This is a genomic window from Streptomyces sp. CBMA156 (assembly GCF_014596515.1).
In the GTDB taxonomy this organism is placed as follows: domain Bacteria; phylum Actinomycetota; class Actinomycetes; order Streptomycetales; family Streptomycetaceae; genus Kitasatospora.
In genome coordinates, this window is sequence record NZ_MSJQ01000309.1 from 1 (window position 1) to 11,904 (window position 11,904).

General features: G+C 75.8%; 9 protein-coding genes and 1 pseudogene. 3 read left to right on the forward strand and 7 right to left on the reverse strand.

All coding sequences use genetic code 11. From position 1 onward, the window contains the following. The 4 genes and pseudogenes from BU198_RS26790 to BU198_RS26805 all read right to left on the reverse strand — a co-directional run. Positions 1-1,106: pseudogene (locus BU198_RS26790) on the reverse strand (hypothetical protein); the annotation flags it as partial. Then, positions 1,106-3,004, reverse strand: a complete 1,899-nt coding sequence (locus tag BU198_RS26795) for an HSP90 family protein (RefSeq protein ID WP_188299447.1) — start codon at positions 3,002-3,004, stop codon at positions 1,106-1,108. The pseudogene BU198_RS26790 and the gene BU198_RS26795, both read right to left, overlap by 1 nt. A 95-nt stretch (positions 3,005-3,099) precedes the next feature. Then, positions 3,100-4,137, reverse strand: coding sequence for a hypothetical protein (locus BU198_RS26800; RefSeq protein ID WP_223244978.1), 1,038 nt, complete (start codon positions 4,135-4,137; stop codon positions 3,100-3,102). A gap of 160 nt (positions 4,138-4,297) precedes the next feature. Further along, on the reverse strand, positions 4,298-5,305 hold the full coding sequence (locus BU198_RS26805; RefSeq protein WP_223244979.1) for a LuxR C-terminal-related transcriptional regulator: 1,008 nt from the start codon (positions 5,303-5,305) through the stop codon (positions 4,298-4,300). Between the two features lie 293 nt (positions 5,306-5,598). On the opposite strand from BU198_RS26805, the gene BU198_RS26810 reads away from it, so the two are divergent. The 3 genes from BU198_RS26810 to BU198_RS26820 all read left to right on the forward strand — a co-directional run bounded on the left by BU198_RS26810 (position 5,599) and on the right by BU198_RS26820 (position 7,128). After that, on the forward strand, positions 5,599-5,928 hold the full coding sequence (locus BU198_RS26810) for a hypothetical protein (RefSeq protein ID WP_188299448.1): 330 nt from the start codon (positions 5,599-5,601) through the stop codon (positions 5,926-5,928). 260 nt (positions 5,929-6,188) lie between these two features. Further along, positions 6,189-6,422, forward strand: a complete 234-nt coding sequence (locus BU198_RS26815) for a hypothetical protein (protein ID WP_188299449.1) — start codon at positions 6,189-6,191, stop codon at positions 6,420-6,422. A 46-nt stretch (positions 6,423-6,468) separates the two neighbouring features. Beyond that, positions 6,469-7,128 (forward strand): response regulator transcription factor, encoded by a 660-nt coding sequence (locus BU198_RS26820; protein WP_188299450.1) that lies wholly within the window; start codon positions 6,469-6,471, stop codon positions 7,126-7,128. A gap of 147 nt (positions 7,129-7,275) precedes the next feature. On the opposite strand, the gene BU198_RS26825 is transcribed toward BU198_RS26820, so the two are convergent. The 3 genes from BU198_RS26825 to BU198_RS26835 all read right to left on the reverse strand — a co-directional run. Continuing rightward, positions 7,276-8,778, reverse strand: coding sequence for a SagB family peptide dehydrogenase (locus BU198_RS26825; RefSeq protein WP_188299451.1), 1,503 nt, complete (start codon positions 8,776-8,778; stop codon positions 7,276-7,278). Positions 8,779-8,848: 70 nt separating this feature from the next. Further along, positions 8,849-11,116, reverse strand: a complete 2,268-nt coding sequence (locus BU198_RS26830) for a TOMM precursor leader peptide-binding protein (protein WP_188299452.1) — start codon at positions 11,114-11,116, stop codon at positions 8,849-8,851. A gap of 100 nt (positions 11,117-11,216) precedes the next feature. Then, positions 11,217-11,904 (reverse strand): hypothetical protein (locus BU198_RS26835; RefSeq protein ID WP_188299453.1); only part of this gene is annotated, 688 nt, incomplete at its 5' end.

The following is an 11,904-nucleotide window of genomic DNA, read 5'->3' on the forward strand; positions in this document are numbered from 1 at the left end:
GCGGCGGCCCGCACGCCCAGGGCCAGCGGCTCGGCCGGCAGCGGCCCGACGGCCAGCCGGGCGCGGCGCCCGGCGCCGACCGCGTCGGTGCCGTTGCGGGCGTCGAAGCGGGCGGCCAGCGCGTCGGCTTCGGCACGCACGTGGGTGAGCAGGGTGTCCACCGTCCAGACGGTGCCGGGCGGGCCGGTGACGGCGAGGCCGCCGTGGCCGGCCCCGGCGAGCCGGGCGAGCAGCACCTCGACACCGGTCAGGAACTCCAGCCGGGAGCCCGGCGAACCGGTGACCGCGAACAGGTCGCGGTTCTCGGCGAGCAGCTCCAGGCCGCGCGGCTCGTTGCCGGAGAGCGCGCAGAACTCGATGTGCAGGCCGACGGCGTCCAGCATCGAGGCCTTGCCGCGGGCCTGGCGGTAGCCGGTCAGGTGGCCGGAGCGGGCCTCGTCCAGCAGGCCCAGGCGCAGCTGCGCGAGCAGCGCGTTGGCCTGGCTGAGCTGGGGCTCCTGCTCGCAGCCGCTGCGGCCGTCGAGCACCGGGGCGAGCAGTTCCAGCGCCCTGGCGTCGTCCCCGGCGGCGATGAAGTGCCGGGCTCGGGCGCGGGTCTCGCAGGCGTGGCAGTCGCTCAGTTCGGAGCGCGGGCGCCCCGCCCACAGCTCGTAGGCGTCCTGCACTCCGGTGCCGGTGTGCACGGCCAGGTGGTAGCGCTGGGCGTAGTACGGCTGGAGGTCGTGGCCGGCCGCGCGGTAGCGGTCGCGCAGCTCGGTGTGCCAGCGCCTGATCGCCGCGAGCGGGACGTCCGGGGTCTCCAGGAGCGAGTCGGCGACCCACTTGAAGCGCCAGAACACCTGGTGCGCGGCCCACTCGCCGAAGCCGTCCGGGTCGGTGTCCCAGAGCTTGAGGATGCGGGCGAAGACGACCGGGCCCTTGGTGCTCTCGCCGTCGAACTCGTAGGCCTCCATCAGCTCCAGCAGGGCCATCGAGCGGACCCGGGTGTCGTCGAACTGCTCGGCGGCGTCGACGAGTTCCTCGGCGGTGACGGTCCTGGTCCGGCCGTACGGGCGGGCGTCGTTGTCGCGCAGCGCGGCCATCACCGCGTCGGGGGTGTCCAGCATCACGCCTCCTTCTCGTCGTCGCGGCGGGCGCCGGCGCCCGGGGCCGTTCCGGTGCCGCCCGCCGCCTCGTGGCCGAGCATGGCGTGGTCGAGCAGACTGATGAACGAGCGGTTGAGCAGGGCGGACTCGCTGGCCTTGAGCGGGCGGCGGGTCATCAGCACGGCCTGCCCGTACAGCGCCTCGACGGTGGTGACGGCCAGCTCGCGGTCGGTGACGGTCGCGGCGCGGCGCACCAGCGGGTTGAGGTGGTTGAGCACCAGCTGGGCGCGGGGCACCTCGGCACGCAGCGAGCCGAGGATGTCCGCCCACAGGCCGTCGGCCTCGTCGGCGAGCTGGGCCCGGGTGCGCTCGTGCCTGGCCTCCCGGTTGTCGAGCAGCAGGGCGGGCGCGTTGGTCGGGTGGAAGCTGCGCAGCGCGACGTCGCAGTCGAACCGGCCGACCACCTCGCGGGCGATCGCCAGGAACGCGCCCGCGGCCAGTTCGGCGGCCGGGTCGACGGTGTCCAGGTGTGCGGTGACGGTGCCCGGGTCGAGGTCGGCGACCGAGACGCCGGGGCGGATCTCGGGCAGCCGGTGCACCAGGTCGCGGTCGTAGGTGTAGCCGCCGTTGACGACGCCGAGCCCGGCCGCTCCGGCGATCGGGGCGACCTGGCGGAACTCCTCGACCGTACGGGTCACCAGCACCACCGGGTGGCTGCGGGCGAACTCGTCCAGGGTGACGTTGCCGTCGGTGGTCTCGAACGGCAGCCAGGGCAGCATCATCCGCAGCAACTCGTCGTCGTAGCGCGCGAGTTCCTTGACGGCCAGGTGGTGGACGGACAGGAAGCGGTGCAGCAGCGCCGGGTCGCTCGCGGACAGGCCGGTCAGCCAGTCGCGGATCCTGGCGCCGAGCGCGTCGCGGACGGCGGCCAGCGTCTCGTCGGCGTACAGGCCCTCGCGGGAGGCGGTGGGGCGCAGCCCGTCGGTGTCCACGACGCAGCGGACGAAGAACGCCCAGTCCGGCAGCAGTTCGTCGGCCTGGTCGGAGAGCAGCATGCCCTTGAGGTGCACCCGGTGGCCGTGCCGGCGCGAGGGCGGGGCGGCGTCGGGCAGGACGTACGCGACGCCGCGCAGGCCGACCAGCGGCAGGTCCAGCTCGATGGTGTCGAGCGGGGTGAAGTCGAAGGCGGTGCGGCAGTACTCGGCGAGCGCGTCGCGCCTGGCGAGCGGGGAGGCGTGGCGCTCGGCCCACGGCGGGGTGCGGTTGACCCGGTGCTCGGTGCCGTTCGCGTCGACCACGGTGACGTCGTGGCGCAGCAGGCTGCCGAAGTCGCGGGCGAGGGTGAGGACCCGGCCGGGCCTGGTCCACTCGGCGGCGTCGGCGCGCGGGGCCAGGGTGACGGTGGTGCCGGGCTCGGGCTTGGCCGAGGCGGGCAGGGTGCGGATGGTGTAGCTGCCGTCGGAGCTGCCGCGCCACTCGATCGCCGGGGCGTCCGGGGTGGCGGCGGAGCGGGTGACCACGGTGATCTCGTCGGCGACGACGAAGCAGGCGAGCAGGCCGATGCCGAACTGGCCGATGAACTCGCCGCGGGCCTCGGCCAGTCCGGCGCCGTCCAGCCGGCCGTCGGCGTCGCGCTTGGAGCTGCGGCCGATGGTGGCGAGGAAGGTGTGGACGTCCTGCTCGGTCAGGCCGATGCCGGTGTCGGTGACGGACAGCTCGTCGTCGGCGCGGACGGTGATCGTCGCCGGCGCCCCGGGGTCGAGGGCGCGGCGGGCGGAGATCGCGTCCACCGCGTTCTGCAGCAGCTCGCGCAGGTAGACCCGCGGGCTGGAGTAGAGGTGGTGGGAGAGCAGGTCCACCAGGCCGCGCAGGTCCACCTGGAAGGTGTGCGCACTCGTCGGGTTGTCGGTAGGGGACACCGGAGGCTCTTTCGATCGCGGGGCGGATGGCGGTGGTGGGTGGCAGTGGTGGGTGGTGGTGGTGGCGGCGGAGGGCGGTGGCGGGTGACCGGGTGTCAGTACCCGGCGCAGCGGTCGCGGTGGGCGCGGAAGGTCTTGGCCGGGTCCCCCGCGAGGTAGTGCCAGGGCGACTCGGTGACGGCCCCGTCCAGCGCGTCGAACAGCAGCCGGGCGGTCTTGCGCTGGCCGGCCAGCGAGAAGACCATCGCGAACGTGTTGAAGCTGCCCTGCCAGCCGTGCACCTGGCGGAAGTCCGGGTGCAGGACGGAGCGGAAGGCGGCCTCCTGGAGTTCGGCCACCACGGCGGGGCTGGTCAGGTGGGCGCGGTCCTCGCCGTCCGGCAGGTCGAGCCAGCGCTCCAGGTGGGCGAGGGCGACCAGCTCGCCCAGTTGGCTGCCCTCGGGCGCGGCCAGCATCGCGGAGCGGGCGAACGCGTGCATCTCCTCGTGCGAACCGCCCCACTTGGCGCACAGCTGCTGGAGGCGCTGCCGGTGCGAGTCGGGGTGCCCGGGTGCCCGGCGGACGGCGGCCTCGAAGCGGCAGCTGGCGACCTCGGGGTCGAGCGAGGCGCCGCGGGCGCTGATCTGGAGGAAGTACCAGGGGGCGAGCCAGGACGGCTCGTGCTCGGCCGCCGCCAGCAGCTGCTCCTCGGCGACGTCGAGGCGCCGGTGGAACAGCTTCCACTGCTCCTCCCCGACGTGCTTGGCCTGGGCACGGGAGCGCGCCTCCCAGGCCCAGGTGACGTGCCGGGCGCCGGACAGCAGCAGCGCGTACGGGTCCTCGGGGGTGTCGGCCAGGGCGCGGCCCGTCCACTCCTCGACCCCGCGCACGTCGGCGATCGCCCCGGCGAGGAAGGTCAGCGCGGGGCCGTCCTCGGCGGCGGCCAGCGCGGGGCGCAGCGCGGCCCAGTCCCCGGCGGCGGCCTGGCTCAGCGCCAGGCGCACCGACTCGTCCCCGTGGGCGGGGTCGAGCCGCGGCGCGGCGCCACCGGCCGCCTCCGGCGATCCGGCGCCCCGTCGGCCGAAGCCGAACCCGCGCCACCCGGCCCGGTCCTGCGCGCCCTCCCCGCCGGAGCGGCGTCGGAACAGCGGCATGTCTGGCCCCCTCGAACGTCATCGGCATCTTTCGCATGGCCGCGCGACGGCCATGCGATAGGTACATATCACGGTCGACTGACATCCGTTTGCCCAGCCCAGCGCCCTGCCCGCGGGCGGACGGAGCGGACGGGCGCGGCGACCGGGACGCCCGCCGCCGTCAGCGGTGGGTGCTGGGCTCGCCGAGCCAGCCCAGGCCGGCGACGTGGATGCCCGCCTGGAAGCGGCTGCGGGCGTCCATCCGCACCATCAGGTCGGCCATCATCCGGCGGACCGTCCGCAGCGAGACGCCCAGCCGCTGCCCGGCACGTTCGTCGGTGAGGCCCTCGGCGAGCAGGCGCAGCAGCTCGCGTTCCTGGGCGGTGAGGCCGTGCGGATCGCGCTGGACGCTCTCCCCGAACGGGCGCGACTGCTCCCAGGTCTGTTCGAACAGCGCGCGCAGCGCGGCGATCACGCCGGGGCTGCGCAGCAGGACCGCGCCCTTGCGCGGGTCCTCGGGGTCGATCGGGACGATCGCGGTGGCGTTGTCGACCAGGATCATCCGCAGCGGCAGCACCGGCGCGGTGCGCACCGCGCCGCCCAGGCCGTACAGCCAGCGGGCGTACTGCACGGTGGCCGGGTCGTTGCGCACGCTGTCCTGGTAGACGGTGCGCATCCGGACCCCGCGTTCCAGGGTCTCCCGGTCGAGCGCGCGGCTGGCCTCCATGACCTGCGGGGGCTGCGGCCCGCCGGGGGCGAAGGAGAGCACCTCGACGGCGGCGTCGGCGGCGAGCTGGACGAGCCGGTCCCTGACCTCCTCCAGGTCCGCGACGAGTTCGACGCCGGGCAGGTTGGCGGGCGCGTTGACGCTCGCGTAGTCGGCCATCAGGTTGGCCATCGCGGAGCGGCTGCGCTCGATCTCCTGCTGGTGCCGGGCGGCCTCGGCCTCCTGACGGGCCAGCAGGGTGGCCATGCCGAGTTCGGGGCTGACCGCCCGCCACCGGTCGGCGCTGCCGGTGGGGCGGGTGAGGGCGAGGTCGGCGAGGTGGTCGAGCGCGCCGCGGACATCCTCGACGGGCGCCTCCAGCAGCCCGGCGATCCCCCGGGTGTCGAGTTCGGGGTGGAGCAGCATCGTGCGGTAGACCGCCTCGTCGAAGGCTCCCAGGCCCAACGGTCTCGGGACGCTCAACGGGCTTCCCCCGCAGTGGTGTTCGCCATCGCAACCCTTCCCGCTGCCACCTCGGAACCGGGCGGACCCTTCGGGGGGCCAGCGTAGCGGCAGCCGTCCGGGGGTAGAACGCTTTTGCGGAGAAAATGGCAGCCACTCGTACGACTTGTGAACATCCGGGGCCTTCGGGGGTCCGCGGCCGCCCCGGCCGGCGGCCGGTGCGGGGCCCCGGCACCCTGACATCTTGCTGCCTGACAGGTTTCTGACACCCTGATCGGCGTCGCGGGCTGCCGGCGATCGGTCAGTCTGGTGGTGTGCACCCCATTCGCGTTCAGCTGCACGCCCCCGCCGGGACTCCGGCAGGGGTCGTGCCGCCGTCCCCGGAGAGCCTGCGGGACGGTCTTGAGCGCGGCCTCGGCGGCCCGGTCCGGATCGAGCACGCCCGGATCCTGACCGGCCCCGTCGCGGTGGACGCCGTGGTGTTCGTGCTGGCCGGCTCGCTGCTGACCGCGGAGTCCGCGGTCGCCGCCGCCTGCACCGCCCTGACCGGCCCCGAGGGCCCGCTGCCCGGCTGGCTGGTGTCGCACTGCGCCGCCGACTCCTGGCTGGCCCTCGGCCTGCACGAGCTGCCGACCTACCGCTGACCGCGGGGCCGCGGCGGCCCGCCGGACGCGCCGCCCGAGCTGGCCTCAGGGTGTCACGGCACTCTGGTGCCAGCTCCGGATGCTGACACGCGCCCCCGCCGCGGGCCACTCTCGTCGTGTCGCCGAAGACGACGGACCGGACACCGGGACAGCAGCCCCCCAGGGGCCCGGAGAAGGACCGCCGGAACCGGCCCGCGCCGCACCAGTGCGTCCCGGAAGCAGCCCGGGGCCCATTCGACCGAGAGGACCAGGTACCCGCCATGGCCAAGCCCGCCCGTTTCATCACGATTGTCGCCCTCGGCCTCGGCATCCTGACCGCTTCCACCGCGACCGCGCTCGCCAGTGACACCGACCCCGGCGCCTCCGTCACCGTCCCGGCCACCACCGACGGCACCGCCCCGACGGCTCCGACCGCCACGCCCACCCCGACCCCCACCCCGACCGCCACGCCCACCCACCCCGGCGCCGGCGGCGACACCTGGGGCTGGGGCTGAGCCGCCCGCACCGCCCGCCTCCCGCCGACCCCACCGAGGTAGCCGGATGAGCATCCTGCTGGACCAACCCCTGCACCACCTCACCGCGCCCCAGCCCACCGCCGCCGTACGGGTCCTGCTCGCCGACGGCCACCACCTGTTCCGTTCCGGGCTCGGGGCCCTGCTCGACCGGGAGGAGGACCTGGCCGTGGTCGCCGAGGCGCCCACCGCGGAGGCCGCCGCCGAGGCCGCCGCCCGGACCCGGCCCACCGTCGCCGTGCTCGACCCCGACCTGCCGGGGCCCGGCGGACCGGCCGCCGCCCTGATCCGCGACCGGGCACCGGGCACCGCCGTCCTGCTGCTCACCGCGCAGCCGCGCGCGGCCGACCTGCCGCGGGCGCTCGCCGACGGGGCCGCCGGACTGCTCCTCAAGGACGTCCCGCCGGCCGCCCTGATCAGCGCGGTGCGCGAACTCGCCCGCGGCGGACGGGTGTACGACCCACGGCTGGTGGTGCACGCGGTGCGCTCCGAGGACGCGGCGCTGACCCGGCGCGAGCTGACCGTCCTGGCCCACGTCGCGGACGGCGCGACCATCAACGAGGTCGCCCGCACGCTCTCGCTCTCCCCGGGGACGGTCCGCAACTACGTCTCGTCCGCCATCGCCAAGACCCGCGGCCGCAACCGCTGCGACGCGATCCGGATCGCCCGCGAGCGCGGCTGGCTGTAGGACGGGTCCGGACCGCCGTGGAGCCGCCCCCGGGCAGCGGCCGGCTCCCGCGGCACCGCGACGTGCCGGTGCCCCCGCCACTCCACGGCGGGGGCACCGGCACGTCCGGGTTCGGGTCCGTTCCCCTCCCGGCAGGGCGCGTCCGGCTCAGCCCGTCGCGCGCGACCGCGTCACGATGTCGGCGAAGCGCTGCGCCCGGCGCGGCAGCCCGGCCGGCCGGCTGCCGATCAGGAACTCCCCGACCGAGGACTCCGCCGTCCAGTCCAGCCCGAGTGCCCGCGCCGCCGCGTCGGTGTCCCCGGAGCCGAGCCCGCACGGCGCGAGGCCCATCGCCGTCGCCACCAGGTACAGCGTCTGGTAGACCACCCCGACGTGCTTGAGGGTCAGCGCGTACGCGATCTGGCTGTACTTCCAGGAGAGCCGCCCGAACCGCGAGGTGACGGTGAGCAGCACCTGCGGGTCCACCGTGCAGCCGGTCGCCCGCCACGCCGCCGTCATCAGCTCGCGGAACGCCGCCTCGTCGGCCGGTCCGGTGAACGGGCGGGGGCGAAGCCGGTGGGCGGCCGCGTCGTAGCGGTAGACGCCGGGCACCAGGCCCTCGCAGCGGATCACCGAGAGGTAGACCTCCAGTTCGCCGGTGGCGCCGCCGGCCGGGTAGGCGCGGTCGACCACGTCGTAGCCGTGCGGGTCGTCCGGGTCGCCGGGGATGATCCGGCGGATCCTGGCCACCCGGTAGAGCAGTTCGGCGAGCTGGTCGAGGGTGACCGGCGTGGCCGCGTAGGAGCGCACCGAGCTGCGGCCCTCCAGCACCTCGCTGAGCAGCGGGTCGCGGGCGAGCACCGCGTCCCAGTCGGGCACCGGCAGGTCGATCGCGGTGCCGTCCTCGCGCGCGCCGGGTCCGGGGACGGCCGGCAGCTGGGCCGTCCCGGGGTGCGCGAACAGGCCGCCGCTCGGGTAGTCGTGCCGTCCCGGGCGGCTGCGGGCGTGGAACAGCAGGTCGTGGAAGTCCCACAGCGGGGGCTCGCCGGCCGCGCCGTCGTCCAGGAACCCGGCGCCGGCCAGCAGTCCGGCCAGCGACCTGCCCTCGGCGGGGCCGAGCCCGGCGAGGGCCGCGGCCTCGTCCACCGGGCGGGCCGCGGTGACGGCGGCCACGAACGCCCCGGCCGCGGGCCGGTGCAGGGTGAGCCGGAACGGCGCCGTCGGGGACTCCAGGACGCACGCCCCCGCGTGCTCCTCCGGCAGCCGGCGCAGGTAGGCGAAGCGGGAGAGCACCGCGGTGTCCAGCTGGGCGGGCCCGGCGGGCAGGCCCGCCGAGCGGGCGATCGGGACGGCGGTGGCGAGCGGTTCGCCGAAGGTGTCGGCCAGGCTGGTGGTGACCAGGTACGGGAAGCGCCGCAGCAGGTGCAGCAGCCGTCCGCCGTCGCCGAGCCGGCCCAGCTCGTCCAGGTCGGCGCTCTCCCTGGTGAGGGCGTCGAGCCGGCGGACGGTCTCGGCGCCGAGCGCGTGCACCCGCTGGCGGCCCCAGGGGTGGCTGAGTTCGAGGTCGTCGCCTTGCGCGGTGACGACGACCTCGGGGCGCAGCCGCAGCAGCGTCCGCGGTGGGGCGCCGTCGGTGGCGAGACCCAGGGGTGGCTGTTCGGTCACGGTCATCGGGGTACCTCATTTCCGGCTGGGCGGGCGCCGCGCGCCTCCCGGCGAGGGGCGGCGGCGCCCGGCGGCGTCAGATGAAGATCGGGACGGGGTTGAGCTCCTCCTCCGGGGTGGGCCGGTCGAGCCACCCGAGGGCGAGCGGGACGTCGTAGAGGCGGCCGGGGGCGAAGCGGGCCCAGAAGTGCCGCATCCCGGGAACGATCACCTTGGCGACCGGCAGGCCGACGTCGGGGCGGGTCTGGTCGAGCACCAGGAACTCCATCCCCCGTTCCTCGACCAGCCGTCGGGCCAGCGCGAGGTCCTCGGCGAGGTCGGGTCCGGCCAGCCGCGCCCAGCGGCCGGGGCCGGCGGCGGGGGCGGCCGGGTCCGGCAGCAGGTACGGCTGGCCGGCCACGGTGGCGCTGGTCCACCAGGCCTTCTGTTCCGGGTCGGCGCCGGTGTAGTCGACCCGTCCGGTGGCGTCGCCGGCGACCGGGCCGAGGAACTGGTTCATCTCGGTGAGCGCCCTGGTGAGCGCGATGTGCGGGTCCAGGTGGGCGCCGAAGGCGATCAGCACGTCCTCGACCGGCTTGTCGGTGCGCCGGGAGAACGCCCCGACCACCGGGATGCCGAAGTCCGAGGTGAGGTCGAGCGCCCAGATCTCCCGGTTCAACCCCCGGTAGACCTCGCGCAGTTGCCCGATGTACGGGTCCCCGAAGGCGTCCAGGTCGACGGCCGGGCGGCGCACCCGGTTGTACCACCACAGGGCGACGGCGTCCCGCTCGACCAGTTCCAGGAAGCCCTGGAGGGCGGCGTCCTCGAAGGACGTCCCGGCCGCGCAGCCGTTGGAGTCCCCGGCCGCGAAGAAGCCGTTCGCGTGCCGGTAGCCGTAGTAGAGCGACATGGTGGGCAGCCAGCGGGTGCGCCCCTCGGTGAGCGACCAGGCGGGCGACCACTCGATCCGCTCGTCCTCGCGGAAGCGCTCGGGCACCGTGTTGAACATCGAGCGCTTCTCGTTCCAGCGGGCCCGCTCGGCGTACTGGCGGTCGCTGTAGAGCAGGGTGCGGGCGGGGTGGACGGCGTCGTCGCCGAGTTCGCGGAAGCTCGCGGTGCGCCGGGCCTCGTCGCCCTGGAAGACGCCGGAGTGGCGCTCCATCGCCTCGCCGAGGGCGCTGGCCCTGGCCTGCACGTCGGTGCGGCCCTTGCCGCAGCTGAGCGCGCGCAGTCCGGTGCGCAGCTGGCGCAGGTCGCCGCTGTGCCGGGAGAGGTTCTGCCCGGAGACGTACACCCGCAGTCCTGCCGGGGTGCGTCCGGCGGGGACCAGTGAGGTCACCACGCCGGTGACCGGGGAGAGTTGGTGGCGGTAGCGGTCCAGCATGTCCTCCGGGGAGGCGGAGCGGTGGCCGCCGTCGGAGGTGAAGGCCTTGGCGCGGGGCTCGAAGGCGACCGGGGCCAGCTGGCGGCGGGCCATCAGCCCGGCGTCGCCGCAGGCGCCGCACTGGGGGCGGCGGACCAGGCGGTGGCGCTCGGTCTCCAGCAGCACGGTGTCCAGGGTGAGCACCACCGGCTCGGCGGGCCGGAGCCCGGCCAGCCACTTGGCGGTCTCCAGGGCGGCGAGCTGGACGCCGGTCTGGAGGGTGGGCGCCAGCCGGGCGCCGGCCGTGGGGATCGGGCCGTCCTGGCCGAGCCGGTGCCGGAGGTAGCTGAGCGACTGCCGGTTGGCGGACAACCGGTGGGCCAGGCACTCCCAGCAGCCGGTGGCGCCCTCGGCGCCGTCCGGTCCCGGCACGAACACCGGGCCGACCCAGACGATCGAGCCGACCGGGCGGGCGAGCAGCCAGGGCCGGCCCGAGGCACGGGCGGCCGCGTCCCGCTCGGCGAGGCCTGGGTGCAGGTAGTCGTCGGTGAGGGCGACGGTGAACCCGGCGTCCGGCGTGACGGTGACCCCGGCGGCGGCCAGCGCGGCGAGGAAGGGCGCGGCGTCGATGTCGCCGTACACCTCGACCCTGACGGTGGCGGTGCGCAGCGTCTCGGCGGCCGCCGCGCCGTCCAGGCCGGCCATCGCGAAGTACGCGGCGGCGGCCGGGTCCTGGGGCCGGGCGGCCTCGGTCAGGTAGCCGCGTTCGCGCAGCCGCTCGACGGCGGTGCGGACCCGGTCGGCGGGGACGGTGGCGGCCAGTTCGCGGCCGATCTGCTCGGCGGTGCGGGTGCCGTCCAGCAGCGGGGCGAGGTCCCTGGCGAGGCGGCCGTCGACCACGGAGACGCCTCGCTCGGAGACCAGGTAGAGGGCCTCGCCCTCGACGACGTACGGGGTGTAGTGGGGCTGGAAGCCGATGGCGGGGGCGGGTGTGTCGGGCATGGCTGGTCCCTGGGGGTGGTCGGTGGTCCTCGGTGGTGGTCCTCGGTGGCCCTCGGCCGTCCGCGGCGGTCCTCAGTGGTCCGGGGACGGCCGCCCCGGCTCAGCGCAGCGTGGCGAGCGGGGCGGCGGCCGGGTCGAGCAGGCGCAGCAGCAGCAGGCCGACGGCCGAAGTGCCGTCCAGGGTGCCGAGGTTGATCCGGTCGTCGGCGACCCGCTCGGGGTACCAGCTGCCGGTGGCGCGGTGGCGGGCGATCAGCTCGCCGGCGAGCAGCCCGGCCGCCTCCCGGCCGTCGTAGAACGGCCCTGGCAGCAGCGAGTCGGCGCCCTCCGGCAGGGTGTGCAGCAGCCCGGCCTCGGCCGCGGTGAGCGCCTCCCCCGCGGTGGCCACCAGCTCGCGCCCGCTGCGCGCGGCGATCCGGTGTTCGCTCACCTCGGGCGCCAGCAGGTCCAGTTCGTCCGGCGCGACGACGGCGGAGCCGAGTGCGGTGGCCGTCTCCAGGCAGGCGAGCCGGCCGGAGCGGGTGGCGGTGGCGAAGCGGTGGGCGCGCAGCCGTTCGCGGACGGTGTCCGGTGCGGCGAGCAGTCCCGGCACCTCGGCGGCGGTACGGGCGAGGGCGGCCGCGATGGAGTCGGCGCCGGTCGGCACCAGGCCGAGGAAGCCCTCGCCGATCCCGTCGCCCTCCTCCCGCGCCGTGCCGAAGCCCTCCAGCAGCCCTGCGGCCAGGGCGCGGACGCCCTCGTCGGTGGGCCCGTGGCCGGCGCCGGCGGTCCGGCGCAGCCGCAGCAGG